15 protein-coding genes are annotated in these 21,331 nt (G+C 46.4%); 2 read left to right on the top strand and 13 right to left on the bottom strand.

Going from position 1 to position 21,331, the window contains the following annotated elements:
• Entirely contained in the window at window positions 1–1,410 is a 1,410-nt protein-coding gene (locus tag M3079_RS05940) for a sodium:solute symporter family protein (protein ID WP_249077931.1), read from the bottom strand.
• Between the two features lie 278 nt (window positions 1,411–1,688).
• Here M3079_RS05940 and M3079_RS05935 point away from each other — a divergent pair, with 278 nt between their 5' ends.
• Entirely contained in the window at window positions 1,689–2,639 is a 951-nt protein-coding gene (locus tag M3079_RS05935; RefSeq protein WP_021715508.1) for a magnesium transporter CorA family protein, read from the top strand.
• A 9-nt stretch (window positions 2,640–2,648) separates the two neighbouring features.
• Entirely contained in the window at window positions 2,649–2,882 is a 234-nt protein-coding gene (locus tag M3079_RS05930; RefSeq protein WP_249077928.1) for a hypothetical protein, read from the top strand.
• 130 nt (window positions 2,883–3,012) lie between these two features.
• Here M3079_RS05930 and M3079_RS05925 read toward each other — a convergent pair whose 3' ends face one another.
• The 12 genes from M3079_RS05925 to M3079_RS05870 form a co-directional block, all read right to left on the bottom strand.
• A complete protein-coding gene (locus M3079_RS05925; RefSeq protein WP_249077926.1) occupies window positions 3,013–10,407 on the bottom strand; it encodes a hypothetical protein in 7,395 nt (2,464 codons plus the stop codon).
• A 66-nt stretch (window positions 10,408–10,473) separates the two neighbouring features.
• Window positions 10,474–12,114 carry a ShlB/FhaC/HecB family hemolysin secretion/activation protein gene (locus tag M3079_RS05920; RefSeq protein ID WP_249077923.1) on the bottom strand — a complete coding sequence of 547 codons (1,641 nt, stop codon included), beginning with the start codon at window positions 12,112–12,114 and terminating at the stop codon, window positions 10,474–10,476.
• A gap of 286 nt (window positions 12,115–12,400) precedes the next feature.
• A complete protein-coding gene (locus tag M3079_RS05915) occupies window positions 12,401–12,838 on the bottom strand; it encodes a universal stress protein (RefSeq protein ID WP_249077922.1) in 438 nt (145 codons plus the stop codon).
• A 9-nt stretch (window positions 12,839–12,847) separates the two neighbouring features.
• The gene (locus M3079_RS05910; RefSeq protein WP_021715511.1) at window positions 12,848–13,285 is read right to left on the bottom strand and encodes a universal stress protein; all 438 of its coding nucleotides are present in this window, start codon (window positions 13,283–13,285) and stop codon (window positions 12,848–12,850) included.
• 97 nt (window positions 13,286–13,382) lie between these two features.
• Window positions 13,383–14,312 carry an ABC transporter permease gene (locus tag M3079_RS05905; RefSeq protein WP_249077921.1) on the bottom strand — a complete coding sequence of 310 codons (930 nt, stop codon included), beginning with the start codon at window positions 14,310–14,312 and terminating at the stop codon, window positions 13,383–13,385.
• The gene (locus M3079_RS05900) at window positions 14,305–15,375 is read right to left on the bottom strand and encodes an ABC transporter permease (protein ID WP_249077919.1); all 1,071 of its coding nucleotides are present in this window, start codon (window positions 15,373–15,375) and stop codon (window positions 14,305–14,307) included. Before M3079_RS05900 ends, M3079_RS05905 begins: the two co-directional genes overlap by 8 nt.
• Window positions 15,372–16,895 (bottom strand): ABC transporter ATP-binding protein, encoded by a 1,524-nt coding sequence (locus M3079_RS05895; RefSeq protein ID WP_249077917.1) that lies wholly within the window; start codon window positions 16,893–16,895, stop codon window positions 15,372–15,374. Before M3079_RS05895 ends, M3079_RS05900 begins: the two co-directional genes overlap by 4 nt.
• A 22-nt stretch (window positions 16,896–16,917) precedes the next feature.
• The gene (locus M3079_RS05890; protein ID WP_249077916.1) at window positions 16,918–18,309 is read right to left on the bottom strand and encodes an NAD(P)/FAD-dependent oxidoreductase; all 1,392 of its coding nucleotides are present in this window, start codon (window positions 18,307–18,309) and stop codon (window positions 16,918–16,920) included.
• Window positions 18,310–18,336: 27 nt separating this feature from the next.
• The gene (locus tag M3079_RS05885; protein WP_021715847.1) at window positions 18,337–18,714 is read right to left on the bottom strand and encodes a DUF190 domain-containing protein; all 378 of its coding nucleotides are present in this window, start codon (window positions 18,712–18,714) and stop codon (window positions 18,337–18,339) included.
• A 112-nt stretch (window positions 18,715–18,826) separates the two neighbouring features.
• On the bottom strand, window positions 18,827–19,630 hold the full coding sequence (locus tag M3079_RS05880) for an HAD-IIA family hydrolase (protein ID WP_249077915.1): 804 nt from the start codon (window positions 19,628–19,630) through the stop codon (window positions 18,827–18,829).
• A 10-nt stretch (window positions 19,631–19,640) separates the two neighbouring features.
• Window positions 19,641–20,435, bottom strand: a complete 795-nt coding sequence (locus M3079_RS05875; protein WP_249077913.1) for an ABC transporter ATP-binding protein — start codon at window positions 20,433–20,435, stop codon at window positions 19,641–19,643.
• Window positions 20,435–21,316, bottom strand: coding sequence for an ABC transporter permease (locus M3079_RS05870; RefSeq protein WP_349293353.1), 882 nt, complete (start codon window positions 21,314–21,316; stop codon window positions 20,435–20,437). Before M3079_RS05870 ends, M3079_RS05875 begins: the two co-directional genes overlap by 1 nt.
• Window positions 21,317–21,331: the final 15 nt, after the last annotated feature.

Here is a 21,331-nt window from a genome sequence, read left to right as displayed (position 1 = left end):
TTAGTCTTCCTCCACCATTTCCGGTTTTTTAATAGGTGTTTTGTCAAACACGGCTACAATAAGGAACACGATAATGCACAGCAGCCATTCAAAATAAATTACATGCTGCAAAACGTGCAGCGCCGGTACAAACTCCCATACCACAAGGCCCAAAAGCCCTGCAAGAGTAGTCCAAAATGCGCTGCTGCAGCGGCACAAACCGGGCGCAAACACCGTAAACAAAAATACGCAGGTCAGCGCCGTCGTCATCGAAAGCCCTGCCACCATGGTTTTTAAAATACCGGCAGCATTAAAAGCAAACCATAAGGTTATAATGCCAACCGCCAAAATAGTCAGGCGGTTAATTTTAACAAAGCGGTCGTCCGTTACGGACGGATTAATAAAGCGTTTGTAAATATCCTGGCTGAACAGCGTACCTGCGCCCAGAAGAATTGTGCAGGCGGTAGATACGTCCGCTGCCCACAGCGCCGCAAGCGTAGTGCCCGAGGCAATGGGGTCAAGCGCCATAACAACTTTAGGCAAAGCCAGCGTTGCCGAAATTTCCGGGAACTGCACCTTGCCGATAATGCCTAAAAGCGCGCACAAAAAGCCTACCGGGAAAATTAAAAGCCCGCCAAGAATAAAGCCGTTGCGCGCGGTTTTGGCGTCACGCGCGCCGCAGGCAATCTGCACAGGGCCCTGCGCCGTAATGGCCTGCGTAATCATAACAATAAACCAGCCGATAATAACGGCCAGCGGAATGCCTGCAAACGGGTCAAACCAGTCAAGCCCGGCCGGCAGCTGCGCCGCAATAGCATCAAGCCCGCCGCTGTGGTCTACCGCTGCCACGCAGGAATATAAAATGCCCGCATAAATTAAAACAACGCTGACGATATTGGACAAACCGCTCGACCACAAACCGCCGATAAGCGTAATGCCGATAAATACCACCGCGCTCACAATCATGCCGCCGCGGAACGAGAAATATTCGGGCAGAAGCGAAGCCAGAATCGCGCCGCCGGCGAGATACTGAAGCGCCGTAATAACGGACATGATAATTACAAGCCCAACCGCGCTGATAACGCGTCCTTTGGTATCGTAATATTTTTCAAAAAATTCCGGAATGGTGGAAACCTTCATGGCACGCAGCTTGCCCGCCGCCACAAGGCCCATAATAATGGCGCCCGCGCTCCACGCCGCATTGTACCAGCCTGCTGCCATGCCAACCTTGTAAGCGTTTTCGGCAACGCCAACTGTAGAAGCCGCACCAACGGCAAGGCCCGTAATATTAACGGCAATCAGCACCGGGCCAAGTTTGCGCCCTGCAAAAAGATACTCCGCAGAGCCTTTATCCGCCCTGCTTTTAACGTAAAAACTTATTGCGAACAAAAGCGCAATATACACAACAACAATAATCAACTGAATATTCATCCTGCTGCACTACCTTTCTTCACAAAAAATCCGCTCTAAGCTACAATACTACCCTCCTGCTTTTAAAATTAGTTATATTATATCAACAATTTTTATTAAAGAAAAGTAAAAACTCTGCCCATGCAGTTTAAAATTTTGTAAAAAATTTAACTAAACAGCCCCTTTAACAAGGATTTTGCGCTTTTGTGCCGAATATTTAAAAGATTGCAGAGTGAATTAAATTTACAGCCCCGCGCTGCGGCTTTAATTCACATTGCAAACGGAAGGAGGGACCGCCAATGTACAGAATTATGAAAAGCACCAATAACGGCATGGACGAACTGGAACTGGACAGCCTGGAAAAAGGCTGCTGGATAGACATCGTCAGTCCCTCACCCGAAGAACTGCACGAAGTGGCGGACGCCACCGGCATTCAGATGGACTTTTTAAGCGCCGCGCTTGACGATGAAGAAAAATCCCGTATCGAAACAGAGGATGACCAGATACTCACCCTTATCGACATCCCTGTCCTGCGCAGCAACAAAGATTACGACACGCTGCCGCTGGGCATTATCGTATCGGCAGATTACATTGTAACCGTCTGCCTGGAACCTAACGCCGTTATCGCCGATTTTTCTTCCTACAACTATAAAATGTTCAGTACCTTTAAAAAAACGCGCTTTCTCTTTCAGATACTATACAAATCGGCAACATTATATCTGAAATACATCCGCATTATTATCAAACGCACCGACGAACTGGAACAGCACCTGCGCCAGTCCATGGAAAACAGCGAGCTTTTTAACATGCTGGATTTGCAGAAATCCTTAACATACTTTACAACCTCCCTGCGCAGCAACTACATTGTAACCGAAAAACTGCTGCGCCTGCGCTCCACCAACCAGAGCGCGCACCTCATCAAACTCTATGAAGAAGACGAGGATTTGCTGGAGGACGTTATCATCGAATACAAGCAGGCTATCGAAATGGTTGAAATGTACAGCCACATTTTAAACAGCATGATGGAAGTATTCGCCTCCATCATCAGCAACAACCTGAACCTTGTAATGAAGTTTCTGGCGTCCGTAACGATTATACTGGCCATACCTACCACCATCGGCGGCTTATGGGGCATGAACGTGCCCGTGCCGCTTTCCGACAGCCCGTACGGATTTCTTGTAATAGGCGGCACCTCACTTCTGGTTGCCGGGGTTACCGGCTACTGGCTGTGGAAGCGCCGCATGTTTTAAGGAGCAACAATGAGCAAAATTTTAGCAGAGCAGTTACTGGCAGGCATTATACTTGCCGACAACGACAACAGAGAATACATTTACCTGCCCGGCGGCGAAGTGGGCAGCGAAGACCCGCACTGCGTATTTGAAAAAAACGGTGAGCGTGCCGGCGACCTGCCGCTTGAAGAAGCAGTGGAACTTGCCAAACGCCTGCATCTTTCACCGGGGCGCCATCCGGAGCTTGGCTCACGGGCGTGGTGAAGGGGAAAGTGCTGCCTGCGTAAAACCAGCAGCGCAGCTGCCCTGCTTTACATTTTACTAAAAACTTTTTGAATACTACAAAAAACACCTGTGGAAATATCCACAGGTGTTTTTATTTAATGCGCTACTTTTAAATCTCCATGCCGCCGTCTACAAAGTTTACTTCTGCTTTGCGTTCACGGAAGTCTTTATTGCGGTCGAACGGAGCATCGTTAAAGAGGTAGTTCCAATGCGAAGACGGGTCATTATCCAGCTCAAACGGCGAATATACAAGGCTTATATCATAACCAAGGTTATTGGGGTTAAATAAGCCATTAATATTACTGCCAAGAATCTGCTGGGAATACAGCCAGTTGCCGGAATTTGCCATAGCGTCATCAGCCACGCCCTGGATTAAGCCGTTATTATTATTAAATGCGCCAAAACCATCCGGTGCAGAAATTGCGCCAATAGCAATAAGCGCTTTAATGTCATCCGCAGTAATCTGATGTAACTCGCCATAATGTTTAGCACTGAAATACTGGTTTACAAGGTGCTGGTCTACAACCGTTACTTTGGTTAAGAATACGCTTAACATCGGCAAGGTTGAACCGTTATAAATCTTCCAGCCGTTTGCTCCAGTAAACCCATCATAAGAACCTTCTTGCTTCCATTGGTCAGAATTATCAATTACATAACCATTTACAGCGTCTGTGCCACTGCCAATTAAATTATTCGCAACACCGTAAACATATTGTACAGTACCGCCGTTTATGCCAACAAGATTGCCAGTAGAAACTGCGTCGCCCTTAACTTCTCTTGTTGTGTTATAGGCATTGCTTAATGTACCGCTGTTATTGCCGACCAAGCCGCCAACATTGGCATCGCCGGTAATAGTTTGATTTTGACCATTTTCCGTCATTACGGTGTTAAATACCTGGTCGATTGTACCGCTGTTGCTGCCTGCAATGCCGCCGACGTTTTCACTATCGGCCGCATTGATTGCACCGGTATTGTAGCCTGCGGTTAAGCTGCCCTGGTTATCACCAATAAGGCCGCCGATATTAGAACCTGTATCAACTTTAAATTCATATTCACCGTTTTTGCTATTATAAATATAAGCCCCTACATTAATAACACCGTTGTTGTAAATCTGATATTTATAATAACTGTCAGCATCATCACGGCCGCCGGTAATAGTACCTGTATTCTTGCCGATTAAGCCGCCGACATTATTTGTACCAATAACCTGCCCATCAACTTCATTTATAAGGCTGGATGTACTTATATTACCTGTATTAACACCAAAAATACCACCGGTGCCGTTGCCGCTATTGCCTATAACTGTACCGTTATTTGTAAGTTTGGAATTAGTAATATTAGCATTATTTACTGCAAAAATACCGCCTGCACCGCCAGCAGTTGCAAACACAGTACCTGTGTTAGAAGCTTCAACACCATTTAAAGGCTTATTATTTGTATTCAGCCCAGCAACACCACCAACATAGTTTTCACCAGTTACATTACCGCTGTTACCTGCCATATTTTCTAAAGTACCGTCATTTTTACCAACAATACCGCCGACATAAGTTGCGCCATCAGCATTTACATCTGCCGTATTGGTAGCATTCTTAATAATGCCGTCTTTAGTATTTTCACCGGCAATACCGCCAAAGAATTCAGCATCAGCAGTACTATCTTTTACATTAAGTTCAACATCGTTGTTGGCATTGGTAATAGTGCCGCTGTTGCTGCCTGCAACACCGCCAACATACTGCTGCCCGGTAATTGTGCCGCGGTTAATAAGGTTAACGGTTTCGTCCGTTTCTTCATTACCAGTAGTTATAGTACCGGCATTACTGCCTGCAATACCACCGACATATCGTTCACCAGTAATAGCAGCTGAACTATCGTTAACAAGGTTTGTTAAAACAGAGTTCTTGCTAGCGTTATTACCAACCAAACCACCGACATATTCATTGCCGGCAATTGTTCCGTTGTTGCGTCCGTTTTCAACACTGCCAATATTAGTACCTAACAAACCACCGACATTATTGCCTGTACCAGTTACACCAGTTGCATTAACAACGTTTTCTACAGTGCCTTTGCTCCAAGTTACCGTTCTATCTTCCTCCACGGTATAGTTGATACCACCGTCATTTTCACCAATAATACCGCCGACATTATCCTTGCCGCTGACGATACTTTCGTTATAACCACTGTACATATTGCCGTTGTTTGTACCAATGATGCCGCCAATATTACTGCTGCCTGTTGCACCGCCGTTAGTAACACCAAGGCTATCCACATATTGCACGTTGCCCTTTTCGGTATTAACGCCAACCACGCCGCCAAGGCCAACACTTGTACCACTAGTAACATTTGTATCTACTGTTACCGCGCTGTCGCTGAAGCTGTTGGCAAGGCCGCCATCATTTTTGCCAACCAAACCACCTGCAATGGCACTGGAACTGCCTGCGATAACACTGCCGGTGCTTTCAACATCGTAAATACCGTTAGTTAATACACCGTCATTAGTGCTGCCGGTAGTTTCATTTTTACTAAAATTACCGCTGTTATTAACACCAACAATACCGCCCGCATTGCCTTTAGATGTTACAGTGTTGCCAAAGGTTACAATGCCTTCAATGCGTCCGCTGTTTACGCCTGCAACAGCACCAGCGTTCTTGCTGCCTGTAAATGTACCGCTGTAAATGTTAACGTCTTTAACAACGCCGTTTGTACCAATAGTATCAAAAATGCCTGCGTTGCCATTTGCATTTTCAACCTTTAAACCAATAATGCGGTTGCCACGCCCGTCAAAAGTGCCGGTAAAACCATTAGCACTATTAGTACCAATCGCCTCATAACCACTTACATCGCTGGCATTGATGTCATTTTTTAAGGCAAAATTATAACCGAGAATACCTGTAGTTCTTCCTTCTTCAGTTTCAGTTTTATAATAAGTTTGAATATTCTTAAGCTGCTCGCCGCTGCTTACCCAGATATGTGTAATATCTCTACCGCTGCTATTTGTATCTGCATCATTTACATTTACTTTTAAATCAGTAAGCGCACCAGCAAATGTATTATTATTATCTATGTCAAACTTATCAAGGTCAAAGGCATCCCCCTGCCACATATCAACGGTAATTTTAGCATCGTCAGTACCATTAATTTTAATTGCGTTCTTTTCACCAAATTGACCTAAAAAGTCATGCAAAGTTTTAACTGCCTCTGTATTGTCATGATTATTCTGCACCTGACCGATATTGCTAATATCGAGTACAATTTCTTTATCCGCACCGGCAGTTAAAGATAATCCGCCGCCAATACTTAAATCACTGTCAACATAAACATCGCCCGTGCCGGTTACAGTTAAATTGCCGCCGGTTGTAATAAGCCCCTGTTCCTTATTGCCGTAGTACAGGTTAACGTTGCCGCCGCCGATATATTGCTTGTTGCCATTTTCATCCAAAATTGGCTCGTCATTATCGTCAACAACGAGTTTAGTTTTTGCAATAATTGTAATATTACCATCAACATCAGAAGCACCAGTAGTATGTGCAAAGCGATCAGCAATATCACTCATAACCTCTTCTTCATCGCCAATATCTAAACCAGGTTTCCAACCTTGTACTGCTTGATCTTCAATTCCAGATACTACAACAGAACTACCTTGCTCAGCAGATGTTAAAGTACCGTATACATCAACATCACTAGCGCTAATAGTAATATTGCCTTTATCTTTAACATCAATCACATCTGATTTATCGCTGGTTGCTCCATTAGCAGTATTACCTGTTGCAGTTACATCGCCATAAATGGTTACTTTGCCATCTGTTGTAATATTAACGGCAGAACCGTAAATATCAGCTGCACTGCCTATGCCAATATCGTTCTTAACACCATTAATATTCAATGCACCATCAGCATAAATAGTACCGCCAAAATAGCCGCTGCCGCTGCTGGTTGTAAAATTATTGAGAGTTACGCCACCACCGTAAACAGCAAGCCCTGCTGCATTAGTTATACTTAACTCATTATCTTTTGTACCAAAATTAAATACTAAATCTCTGTCAGTATTAATAATGGTCAAAAGAGGATCATAAGCTGTACCATATTGTATTGAGCCGTTAAAAGTTTTATCAGTGTTATTACTATTATCAGTTAAACCATTCTTTGCAAAATATTTTTCACTATCCGGTAAAAAGGCATTTAAAATAGGAGTATTGCCGTAATAAATACGCCAAGCACCAGTATCAGTATCAGTGCTTTCAATTTGTTGTAACTTCCCATCTGCTGTTGTTATACCTTCAACACTTCCATAAATCTTGCCACCTTCTTGCTGAGTAAAAGTTAAGGAATGATGTGTACCGTCATTATCATAATAATGATATTGTTTTAAATCAGACTTTTCATCAAAATCTATTGCTTTATTGGAATTATCACTATTACCACTTAATTCAGTAAATAATGGATTACCAACTTCATCCTCCTGCGGCCTAATATAATAAGTATTGCTAAAATACAACCTATCGCCAATAGTATTACTGCCATAAATGCTGCCAATACCATTACCCTCATCAATGAACAAATTGCCGGTTGTATAAACATTTGTTATAGTAACTCTGGCATTGCCTTGGTTTTCATCCTGAATATGACCTAAAATACCGCCTAAAGTATTATTACCTGCATTTGCAACATTTGAGTCTTTAAAACTACGCAATGTACCAAGATTATAGGCATTATTTATCACAATGTCACTATTATCGCTTGCCGCACCGGCAATGCCGCCAACCTGGCTTGAAGCATTATTTTTATTTAAAACAGTTATATTACCGGTGTTAAAAGCATTTTCTATTTTCCCTTGAGCCATCCAGCCGGCAATGCCGCCGACTACATTATAACCGTTATAAATAGCACCGTTATTATAAGCCTTTTCTACTGTACCGGAAAGACGTCCAACAATGCCGCCGACATGACGTCCAAAATAATTAAATTTACTATCGCCAATCTGGCCTTTGTTATAAACATCATAAAGATAAACTTCCGCTCCTGAAAGTTCTGTTGTATCGCCAACTATACCACCCATATTCAAGGCATCAATACTGCTGCCTTGCTGCGATTGACGCGTTGTACGCAAATAACCAAGATTGTACGATGCGGCTATTTCGCCATTATACATCATGCCTGCTACGCCACCAACACCGGTATAACCAAGTACATCTCCCGTATTATAACTGTTGGATACAGCGGCTTTCGTTACATCAATTTCATTATTATCATTTTTTAAATTACCAGTTGTGCGGCGGTCAATTTTACCAACTATACCGCCAACATTAGCGGCTTTTTGCCAATCTTTAACATTTGTGGGGTCACCAGGTTCATCAGTATGTACCGTGCCACGGTTTGCACTGCCGGTAACTTTTGCACCATTCCCCTCCATATAACCAACAATGCCGCCAATATTGCCTATAATAAAACTTTCATTAGCATCGCCAGTTATCGGACGTACGGTTTCTCTTACAAAATTACCATCATAACGAGCACCTGTAGCCATAATGTCGCCGCCGTCATTAATACCTTTATCTATAGTACCTTTACCACTAAAATATCCGGCTATGCCGCCTACGTTATGGGCGCCACGTACGGAGTTTTCTTTATTTGTTGCATTAGTTATATTAGTATTAACAGCACTGCCAACAACACCGCCAACGTTACCGGCTCTATAAATATGGCTGTTATCACCACTATCTCCGATAGTTTCAGTGCTAACATCTCCGTTATTTTCAACATTTGTTATAGTACTATTAGAAGAAATACCTGCAATACCGCCGACATTGGCTACATTCACTGTTGTAGTAGCCGTACCATCTCCGTTAAGATTACCGCTTGGCAAATTACCACTATTGCTCTCACCAGTATGGTAAGTATAGCCTTCCGTTATGTACCACGTTGCTAACACAGTACCGCTGTTTTCAGCATTTTTCACAGTACTGACTTCCATATTGCCGACTATGCCACCTACGTTGTAAGCACCGGTTACGTCAAGGCGGTTGTAAACGAGGTTAGTACCGTCGCCAATAGTAGAATTTAAAGCACTGCCAACCAAACCACCTACATCATGACCACTGCTTGTTACAGCACCCAAATTATAACTGTTACCTATTAATTGACTATTGTTTAAAGAACCAATAAGCCCGCCAACATCGTTGCCAGCATTACCATTTATTGTACCAGTATTAATAACGTTATTAACCTTACTTTTGTTAACTGAATTACCAGTTATAATACCAACAATGCCGCCAACCTGACTGTTTCCGGTTACAGAAGCACTATTTGTCGCATTACTTATAACAGTATTTTCGCCTATCGCGTTACCAACAATCCCGCCGACACGATAATTGCCCGTAATGCTGCCACCAACAAGTGTTACATTATTTATAGTGGCACCATTAACTACACCAAATAAGCCTACATCATTTTCAGTAGATCTATTAATTGTTAAGCCAAAAATGTTATAATCTAACCCATCAAATTTGCCGGTAAAAGCATTTTTTATCTCCGTACCAATCTGCTTAAACCCTTCATTTATATTGTCATTATCATTATCATCCCACGATGAAGTTGCTGTCGCATCAATACTGTTTCTTAAAGCATAGTTGCCGTTAAGATTGGTATTAATGGCTTGCAGCTGCTTAACATCTTCTACCCACATATAGCCATCAACAGCAGTTGCAGTAGCAGAATTATTTACAAAAACATTGTTAGCAAAAGTTTTTTGCATTCCATCGTAAGTACCTGGATTGTTTTCAGTGTTATAAGCATCATAACCAAGCAATACATCATTTATATCATCAGTTTTAACAATAAAGTTATCAGTTACTACATCATTTTTCTTTATACGTTCGGTGTCAATAACAATACGTCCATTACCTTCAAATGTTACATTGCCGTTTTCAATATTTGTAATGTTTATATTACCCAAACTCATAAGTTCGGCATTTGTCAAAGTACCGCCCTGCATAAAATCATTAACATTAGTATCAGCTTTTACTTTCTTTAATTTATCATCGCTAAATTTTTTATTTGATACATACAAACTGCCAACATTAATCTGTGCGCTGTTACCAATTTGCACGCCAGCCGGGTTAACGATAAAAATATTACCGTTATTATTAGCATTAATGGTGCCATAAATTTGAGAAGCCGCACCACTGTTGACATAGTTTAAAGTATTAAAATCCTGCGGTCCTCTAAAATTAACGGTTGCACTACCACCAATATCAAAACTATCCCATTTTATAACACCATTATGGCTGTTTTGAATAATATTCATTTCAAGATTTCCAGCAGGATTAGTTCCTCCAGGACGCGCCCAATCGGGTATATCTATCTGCCCAGCCATAACCTCGCCACCACTCGGCAGCGTGCCGTTGCCAATTACGCTTGTTGCTGCATGCAGCGGCAGGGTATACATTACGGCAGAACCGGCCAGCAGGCATATTAAAAGGTTTCGTTTAAGATTCTTTTTACTGTTCATTATATTTCCCTCCGTAAGTTTTTAAAGGAATTTTTAATGAGTCTATTACATATTTATTAATATTAATCAGAACATTTTATAAAGCTGGAACCAAAGCCTGCCGTCATGGTCGTCGCGCTCAATACGGTCAGGGCGCGCGTCAATCTTGCGGGCGTAATCAAGCTGAGCATACCAGTCGCCGGGTTTGGCGTAACGTAACCCAACACCCCAGCCTGCCAGGTGGTCCATGGTGCCGTCAAACTTGTTTTTAACAGCGCCGCTGTCGATAAACACAGCCGCTTCCAAACCTTCAATTCCGGTTGCGCGGCGGATTTCAGCCGTTGCCAGGTAGCCAAGGTCGCCATAGCCATCGCTTGCGCCATACGCACGCACGCCGTTAATGCCGCCAAGGTAAAACTGTTCGCTGCCGTCAAGCGCGCGGCTTGCCATTTGCCCGCTGGCTTTAATGCGGTAATTCCAGTCGCCGTCATACCAAATGTTCAGCAAGTCACCGGTCAGTTTATGGTAGCCGCCGTCATAATAAGCATTCTGCCCTTCAGTATCAATATCGCCGTACCAGTAAATTAAGCTGTACTGCGTAAACTGGTTTACATTATACTGGCTGCCGCTGATGCCAACATGCCATACATCCGCGTCTTTTTCGGTTTTCATGCGGCCTAATCCGTCTATGCTGAAACGCAGCTCATCTTCAATATCACGGTGGTCGTAACCGTAAATCGCGGTTATGCGGTTGCTGCGGTCACGGTAAACCGGCGTCATGCCGTAAAGGCTGATGCCCTTGGATTTGCCGAGCGTATCGTAAAAGCTGTTGGTGCTCATTTCATAAGAGCTTTGGCTGTAAGCAATGCCAACCCGGGTGCCGCGGCTGCCAACCGGCAGTTCGTAACGGATGCCGTAGTTTTTAACATCATGGCTGGAAAGCATACCGTTTAAAATAAACTTATCACCGATTTTGCCGGGGTTGTTAATTTCGGTATTAAAGCCGTAGCGGTAACGCCCGCTCCAATAGCCGCCGCCGTTATCAACAAATACGTAGTTATTCCAAACCGGCCTGCGCGTTGCTTCAACGTCAAGGCTGGTTGTGCCCGGCTCGCCGCCCGGTTTTAAAACAGCGCGTGCCTGTACGCCCGGAAGGTCGTTAATATTGTTAATGGCGTCTTCCAGTTTGCTGTCGGTAATGGCGCTGCCCGGTTTTAAGCCGCTAAGGTAGTTATTCAGCACGCCGGTAGCAATATCGCTGTCATTCTGCGTAATATTTATTTTATCGTAATTGGCTACATACACTTTTATTTCAAGGCTGCCGCCTGCAACTTCCTGCGGCGGAACAACCGCCTGCGCAACCGTATAGCCGCATTCTTTGGCGTATGCCGTAATTTCTGCCGTTAAATTATTCAGTTCCGCAACTTTAACGCTGCGCTTTTGGTATTTGTTTAAAATTTCCTGAAGCCGTCCCACTTTATCCGGCAGTTCAAAGCCGGTAAGTTTAATACTTTTAACATAAAAAGCAGGGTCATCTTTTGTGCCGGTATTACCGGGGCGGAATTCTCCGGATGGAGTTTCGTCTCCACTGATAACGTCCTGCTGACCAGTACGGTTGTACGGGTGTGGCGTAACAGCTTCCTTGTCAAAAGTAGGTATCGGCGACTGTGCTAATGCGCTGCTTGCCACTAACAGGCACACTGCCGCCATCCCAACGGTTTTCTTCATAACTATCACTCCCCAAAAAATTATAAATACAAAAGTCTGTTTTATTTTAATAACTTTACATTAATTGATATTAATATATTTTAACATATTGGAGCCAAAACTGACAAGTAGGGGTATAGTTTGGTTTTTAGCTGTAAGAGTAATATTTTTATTATTTATTAAAATACACAATGCCATTCAGCAGTCTTTTTTATAAATACCTGTTTTAATTATTTTATAATTATGCCTTTTAATTGGCATAAAAAATAAGCCCCTGCCGTTAAGGCAAAGGCTTACTTTTTGCTTATTATTTTATTACAATTACAGGCACGGAAGCATTTTCGATTACTATATGGCTGACGCTGTTTTTAAACAGGCCTTCAATAGCGCCGAAACCGCGCGTGCCTATGATAATGGTATCGCATTTTTCCTTGCGGCACTGCTTAATAATTTCCGGCGCAGGGCGGGTGCCGATAACAAGCACATAAGAGCAGGGAATGTCCTGCTCATCAAGTATATGCTTTGCAGCGCCCAAAACTTCGTTGCCTACCTGCATGGCAGGCCCGTTTACATCACCGGCCAGTTCGCCTTCCAGCGGCAGCTGCGGCGTATGCTGCAAGCCTTCACGGGCAACGGTTAAAACAACCATCTCCGATTCCGCCATTTTGGCTATGCCGATGGCATATTCCAGCGCGCGCCACGAATATTCAGTACCGTCTATTGCTACCAATAATTTTTTCAGCATAGTATCACTTTATTTCACAATCAGCACAGGCACAGCCGCATACTGAGAAACCTTGCTGCTGACGCTGCCGAGGAAGAATTCGGCAATGCCGGAAAGGCCGCGGGAGCCGATAACGATTGCGTCTGCCTGAACTTTTTTGGCAAGGGCGATAATGCGTTCCGAAGGATGGCCTACTTCCATATCGTAGCTTACTTCATGCGGATAATCGCCAACGATGTTTTTAGCATATTCAAGCACTTTGTCGCCGATGCGTTCCAGTTCGCTGTTGCCGCGGCTGATAGTGCTGTGGTCAAGCGGTACTGCCAGCAGAGCTGCGTTATTGTACGGCTGAATAACGTTTACTACAACAATTTCACTGTTAAATTTTCTGCCAATTTCCAAAGCATTATTAAGTGCGCGCCAGGACGTTTCAGAACCGTCGACAGGCACCAGAATTTTTTTAAACATACTACACACCTCCCGATATGGCTTTTGCCATATCTTTTATGTTTTAAAATGTTCTACTTTTTTTAATAAAATCCTGCAAAGCGGTAAATTTTTACGGTTATCTTTCCTCACGGTCATACGAAAGGCCCAGAGCCTGCGGGGATGCGCTGCGTCCGCCGCGGCGTTTTAACACCAGCACAAGCACCAGCACCGTAAAAATGTACGGCAGCATATTAAGTATAAAGCCCGATACCGGCACGCCGAGCACCTGCAAATTAAAGCCCAGTGCATCTATGCCGCCGAAAAGATACGAACCTGCCATGGCGCGCCAGGGGTCCCACAGGGCAAAAATTACAAGCGCAACGGCAATCCAGCCGCGGCCCGCCGTCATGTTCTCCAGCCAGCTGGGGGCATAGGCAAGCGACAGGTACGCACCGGCAACACCCGCCAGCGCGCCGCCAACTACAATGTATAAATAGCGCAGCCCGAAAACATTAATGCCTGCCGCATCTACCGCCGCAGGGTTTTCGCCCATAGCACGCAGAAACAGCCCGCTGCGCGTTTTGTAAAAATACCACGCCGCAAGCGGCACCAAAAAATAACTTATATACACCAGCGCATCCTGCTTAAACAGTATGCTGCCGATAATGGGAATATCGCTTAAAAGCGGCACGGCAATTTTGCCAAACACCGCAGCGGCAGGCTGGCCTACGTAATCCTGCCCTAGGTAACCGCTGAGCCCGGTGCCGAACAAGGTTACAGCAAGGCCGCTTACAACCTGGTTGGCACGCAGGGTTACGGTTAAAAACGCGTGGATAAGCGCCAGAAGCGCGCCAGCAACAACAGCCGCCGCAACACCTGCCCACGGGCTGCCGAAGCTGTTGCCCGCAATAAAACCGGTGCAGGCGCCGATAAGCATCATGCCTTCAACACCGAGGTTAATAACACCGCTGCGCTCGCAGATAACTTCGCCCAAAGCTGCGTACAAAAGAGGCGTGCCCATAGTGATGGCGGCAGCCAGCAACGAAACGATAAAATCTTCACTCATTTTCAGCACCGCCTTTCACAATACGCAGTTTGTAGCCGGTAAAAATTTCCGTGCCAACCACGAAAAACAGCACCGCGCCCTGCAGCATGGTTGCCGCCGCTGCGGAAATGCCCATTGTTTGCAGCATAAAGCCGCCCACGTGAATAACTGCAAACAGAAAAGATACCAGAATAATGGCGGGCGGGTTCAAACGCGCCAGCCACGCTATAATAATGGCAGTGTAACCGTAGCCCGGGCTGATGCCATGCTGCAGCTTGCCAACAATGCCCGAAACTTCCACCATGCCTGCAAGCCCGCATACCGCGCCGCTGATAAACATGGCAATAAGCACATTGCGTGCGATATCCATACCGGCATAGCGCGCTGCCGCCGGGTTGGAGCCGATAACCATTGTTTCATAGCCCCAGCGCGAGCTTTTAAACAGCACCGTAAACACTGCCGCCGCAATAAACACTACAAAAATACCGGCGTGTACGCGCAAATCGCCGAAGCTCGGCAGCATCGCCGCATCCGGGAACGCCGCCGTTAAAGGGAAGTTCAGCCCGTTAGGGTCGCGCCAGTCGCCGTATACCAGATAATCCACCCACAAAATGGCAATGTAGTTCATCATTAAAGTGCTGATAAGTTCGTTAACCAGCCATTTTGTTTTAAACCAGCCCGCAACAAGGCCCCACAAGCCGCCTGCCAGCGCGCCCAAAATAAACATTGCGGGCAGCATAACTGCCGCAGGCAAATCGGGAAAATTAAGCGGCACCCAGGTTGCAGCGCAGGCGCCCATGTAAAACTGGCCTTCCGCGCCGATATTCCAAATCTGCATGCGGAACGCAACGGCAATGCCAAGTGCGCACAGCGCTATCGGAATCATTTTTACGAAAGTTTCCGAAAGGCCGTAATCGTTACCCAGCGCGCCGCTGAACATGCTCTCATATACCAGAAGCGGGTCTTTGCCGGTAAGGGCAAAGAATACGCCGCAAAAAACCAGTGCCATCAGCGCCGAAAGTACGGGCAGGCCGATTTGCGCTTTCAGGCTTTGTTCCAGGCGTTTTTCCAGAACTACCTTCATTTGCCCTCACCTCCGTTATCCGTTACACCGGCCATCAGCGCGCCGATTTTTTCAATATCCATATCCTGCACGGCAAATTCACCCATCAGCTTACCTGCAAACATAACGCCCACGCGGTCTGCCAGAGCTGCAAGTTCTTCCAGTTCTTCCGATACCAGAAGTATCGCCGTATTTTCTTCTTTAAGTTTTAAAAGCAGCTTATGTACGGCTTCAATCGCACCGATATCCAGCCCGCGCACGGGGTACAGCACTACCATCAGCTGCGGTTTTGCTGCAATTTCGCGCCCCAAAAGCAGTTTCTGGATATTGCCGCCGCTCATCATTTTTACCGGCTGGTAAATGCTGCCCTGCTTAATGTCAAATTCTTCAACAATATGTTTGGCGGCGCTTACGGCTGCCTGCCATTTAATGCGCCAGCCTTCGGCAAAACGCCCGTTGTATTCCTTTAAAATAATGTTTTCAACGCTGTTTAAGTTCGGCGCAAGGCCGGTGCCAAGGCGGTCCTCCGGCACATAGCTGATGCCTGCTTCAATTTTGGCACGCGGCGGTTTGTTGGTAAAATCCTGCCCGCGGTAATACATTTTGCCGCCCATGGAAAGGCGCATACCGGCAATAACCTCCGCCAGCTCACGCTGACCGTTGCCGCTTACGCCGGCAATGCCATAAATTTCGCCCGCGCGTATTTCAAAGCTCACATTGTCAAGCGCCAGCGTGTGCATATCGCCAAGGGCGGATATTTTTTCCAGTTTTAAAACCACATCGCCGCTACCGGCAGGCTTATGCGGATAGTTGGTGTTAAGCTCGCGCCCAACCATCATTTGTATCAGCGCGCCGCGGTTGATTTCGCTTTTTTCCATGCGTCCGCTTACCACGCCGCCGCGCAGAACGGTAATGCGGTCTGCCAGTTCTTCAACTTCGTTCAGCTTGTGCGAAATAAACACTACCGCGCAGCCGTTGTCGGCCATTTTGCGCAGGTTGGCAAACAGCTCGCGCGTTTCCTGCGGCGTCAGCACCGCCGTAGGTTCGTCAAGTATCAGCACCCGGCTTTTGTGGTACAGCATACGCAGAATTTCCACGCGCTGCTTTTCGCCGACGCCAAGCTGCCATACAAAGGCATGCGGGTCTATTTTTAAGCCGTAGTAACTGCTTAATTCTTCAATGTCGGCCTCCAGCTGCGCCATATCCAGCTTAAAGCTGCCGTGCGTATCGCTTAAGGCAATGTTTTCCGCCACGGTGAAGGATTCAATCAGCTTAAAATGCTGGTGCACCATGCCAATGCCGCTTGCAATGGCGTCCGCCGGCGAAGAAAACTGCGTTTCCTTGCCGTCAACCAGTATTTTGCCTTCCGTTGGCTGGTAAAGCCCGGTTAAAATGCTCATCAGCGTACTTTTGCCGCTGCCGTTTTCGCCCAGCAGCGCATGCACTTCGCCGGGGTATAATTCTAAATCTATTTTATTGTTGGCTATAACGCCCGGAAATTTTTTGGTAATTCCGAGCATGCTTATTAACGGTGTTACCATGTTTATCTTCCCGCCCGTTCAGTTATTTGCCGCTTCTGGCGCGTTCGCCAATCTGCCTTGCCACATGCACGCCGCTGGCACTGGCCTGCGAAAGCCCGCGCGTAATGCCTGCACCGTCGCCGCAGGCAAACAGGTTGTGTATTTTGGTTTCCAGTTTGCCGTCCAGCTCAAGGCGCGCGCTGTAAAACTTAACTTCCACGCCGTACAAAAGCGTATCGGCATTGGCCATGCCGGGGGCAATTTTATCCAGCGCGTAAATCATTTCGATAATATCGTCAAGCTGGCGTTTGGGCAGCACCAGGCTTAAATCGCCCGGGGTTGCGTTTAAAGTAGGTTTGGTAAAGCTCTTTTTCAAACGGCGCTCGTTGGTGCGTCGTCCGTTAATCAAATCGCCGAAACGCTGCAAAAGCACGCCTCCGCCCAGCATATTGCTGAAAGAAGCAATGCGCTTGCCGTACTGGTGTGGCTCGGTAAACGGTTCGGTAAAGGTGTTGCTTACCAAAAGCGCAAAGTTGGTGTTGTTGCTGTGCAGTTTCGGGTCGCGGTAGCTGTGCCCGTTAACCGTTACAATGCCGTCGGTGTTTTCGGCCACAACATAGCCGTTGGGGTTCATGCAGAAGGTGCGCACCAAATCGTTGTAACGCTGGGTGCGGTACACAAGCTTGGCCTCGTACACCTCATCGGTGATGTGCTTAAACACCTGCGCAGGCACTTCCACGCGCACGCCGATATCTACCTGGTTATTAATAAAGCTCAGCCCCAAATCCTTGCACTGCTCGGTAAACCATTCAGCACCGGCGCGCCCGGGGGCAGCAATTAAATAAGTACATTCAATTTCGCCCTTGCCGCGTACCGGCAGCACAAACCTTTCGCCTTCGCGGAGGATTTTTTCCACGTGGCTGTTGCAGCGGATTTCAATGCCGTTTTCCAGCAGATGCTTATAAATATTTTCCATTATAATAAGGTTGTTTTCCGTACCCAGATGCCTTACCTTGGCATTTAAAAGGTGCAGGTCGTAACCCAGCGCTTTGGCGCCGATAGTGCAGTTTTTGGTGCTGAAATATTCGCCCGGCGCACCGTGGCGGCAGTTCAGCTCATCAACGTAGTCAATCAAATCAATAACTTCATTATGGGGCAGGTATTCATTCAGCCAGCCGCCAAACTCGGTTGTAAAATTATATTTGCCGTCCGAAAAAGCACCGGCGCCACCGAACCCGCGCATAATATCGCAGGGCACGCAGCGCAGGCAGTGGTCAACCTTTTTCTGCGCCAGCGGGCATTTGCGCTGCTCAATGGGGTGTCCTTCCTCCAGAATAACCACTTTTAATTCCGGGTACTTCAACGAAAACTCGTAAGCAGCAAAAACGGCGGCAGGACCGCCGCCGATAAGGGCAACATCAAAAAATTCTCTCATTCAGCATCTTCCTCCGGGGATGTTGTTTTATTTATTAGCCTCCTGGGCTTTTTTGGCTTCTTCTTCACGCATGTAATCGGTAATCAGGCAGGTGCTTTCTTCTACCAGCACCAGTGCTTTGGTGGCATTCTTTTCCAGCCAGGGCAGAATTTTTTCAATATTTTCGCGTGTATCTACAATTTCTACCGTTACCGGCATATTGGGCAGCCCCGTAAAGAACGAACCGATTTTATAATCGATACCGCGCTTAACCGAAGCATAACCGCCAATGCCGCGCGTAACCGTGCCGCCTGCCAGTTTAAGGCGCATGGCCTCTTTAATAACGGCCTTAAAAAGCGGCATATCTTCAACAATAACGTCTTCACCGGTGTAAACTTTTAAGAAGGTAACTTTTTTAAAATCCATAATTCTCACTGCCTTTCCCAAAACTTAAGGTTTAGCATAAGTTCCCTACATTAATTATACAACAAAATGAGGCAGAATAAAAATAAACCCTGCTCAAAGCAGGGTAATTTTTTTAAAAATATTTTGCTATATCCGCCGCATGCGGCAAAATTATATCGGGGTGGATGTTTTCCTTTTCCACATCCTCCAGCGTGGCTTCGCCGGTTAAAACAAGTACGGATAAAATGCCGTTGTTCAGCCCGAAGGCAATGTCGGTGCTCAGGCGGTCGCCAACCATGGCAATTTCGTCTTTTTTATAGCCGGTGCGTTCCATAACAACATCTACCATGTAATGGTAGGGTTTGCCGGTAATGGCAATGGGCTTTTTGCCGGTTGCCGTTTCAATCAGCTTAATCATGGCACCGCAGTCGGGTATAAACTCGCCGCCTTCAATGGGGCAGCGCACATCGGGATGAGTTGCCACATAAGGCACGCCGCGGTCAATCAAGCGGCAGGCTATGGCCAGCTTTTCATAATCAAGCGACATATCAAAACCGACAACCACAAAATCTGTTTTTTCTTCCAGCAGCGTCGTCAGCTTAAAGCCGCCTTTAATAATGGTTTCCTTTAATAAATCGGTGCCGAGCACATACAAACTGGCGCCGGGCTTAACCTGCTGCATATAATATACAAAAGCATCGCTGCTGATTAAAACGTTTTTGCGCGTTACCTCAATACCCATGCGGCGCATTTTTTCCACATAATGGCTGTGCCCTTTGGAAGAATTGTTGGTAACCAGGTAAAAATCCCTGCCGTAAGAACGCAGCTTTTTAAAAAACGCGTCCATGCCGGGAATAAGCGTGTTACCCAGATTAATGGTACCGTCCATATCGAACAAAAAGCATTTTATTTGTTTCAGCCGTTCCAGTTCAGCCATGCGTTTCTCCTTATCCCAAAAGCAGCCTGTCGCTGTCAAGCGTGTTGCCGGCAGCTTTTTCAAACATCAAAAGCAAATCCTGCGTGGTAAGGTTTTTCTTTTCTTCACCGGCAACATCTACCAGAATACGCCCGTTATACATCATAATCAGGCGGTTGCCGTATTTCAGCGCGTCGCGCATATTGTGCGTAATCATCAGCGCCGTCAGCTTGTCGCGGTCAATAATGCGCTCTGTAAGTGCCAGCACTTTGGCAGCAGTTTTCGGGTCGAGCGCCGCCGTATGTTCGTCCAGAAGCAAAAGCTTCGGGCGTTTTATTGTTGCCATTAAAAGCGTCAGTGCCTGGCGCTGCCCACCGGAAAGCAGGCCCACTTTAGCCGTCATGCGATTTTCAAGGCCGAGGTCAAGCTCTTTAAGCATTTCCACAAACCAGTCGTGGTCTTTTTCGTTCAGGCTCCATTTAAGGCCGGGCGTTTTGCCGCGGCGTGCGGCAATGGCCAGGTTTTCTTCAATCATCATGCCGGCAGCAGTGCCCATCATCGGGTCCTGAAAAACCCTGCCGATATATTTTGCGCGTTTATGTTCCGGCGTTTTGGTAATATCAACGCCGTCGATAACTATTTTGCCGCTGTCAATCGGAAAAACACCGGCAATAGAGTTTAACAGAGTGGATTTGCCCGCGCCGTTGCCGCCGATAACGGTAACAAAATCGCCGGGCGCAAGGTGCAGTGATAAATCCTGCAAAGCAACCTTTTCATTAATGGTGCCCGCAAAAAATGTTTTATGGATATGTTCAACGTGCAGCATTATTTCACCGCCTTTCTGATGCCGACCTTGTCTTTAACAAGCGGCAGCGACAGCGCAAATGCAACCAGAAGCGCCGTAAACAATTTCAAATCGTTAGGCGGCATGCCCATTTGCAGTACCGCTGCAATAACAATACGGTATACAACGCTGCCCAGCACTACGCTGATAAGGCAGTTTTTAAAGCTGCGGGTGCCAAAAAGCACTTCTCCGATAATAACGGACGCGAGGCCGATAACGATTGTACCGGTGCCCATGCCGACATCGGCAAAGCCATTGTTCTGCGCAATCAGCGCGCCGCTTAAGGCAACCAGCGCATTACTGATTAAAAGGCCCAGAATAATGGTAATGCGGGTATCAACGCCCTGAGCGCGGATCATCTGCTGGTTATAGCCGGTAGCGCGGATGGCAGCGCCGATTTCCGTACCGAAGAACCAGTAGATAAAAATAACGCAGATAAGGGCGGAAACAGCACCTACCGCAAGCACCGTATAAACATTGTCAAGGCCTGTCAGGGCCTGCATTTCCGTAAAAATTGTATCAATACGCAAAAGCGACAGGTTAGCTTTGCCCATAACGCGCAGGTTTACGGAATACAGCGCAATCATGGTTAAAATACCTGCCAGCAGCGCCGGTATTTTCAGTTTGGTATGTAAAAAACCGGTAGCAACGCCCGCCAGCATACCGGCAACGGCAGCACAGGCAAAAGCGGCAGAAACGGAATAACCTTCCGAAAGCATGGCCGCAGCCACAGCCGCACCAAGTGGGAAACTTCCTTCAACAGTCAAATCGGCAATATCAAGCACGCGGAACGTAATATAAACGCCCAGCGCCATAATTGCCCACAACAGCCCCTGTGCTATTGTCGGCATTAAAATATCGATCATCTAATCTCCTCC

This window comes from Phascolarctobacterium sp. ET69, from assembly GCF_023336935.1.
In the GTDB taxonomy this organism is placed as follows: Bacteria; Bacillota; Negativicutes; order Acidaminococcales; family Acidaminococcaceae; genus Fusicatenibacter_A; species Fusicatenibacter_A intestinipullorum.
Note: the sequence above shows the minus strand (reverse complement) of the source record. Positions and strands in the feature narration are given on the sequence as shown.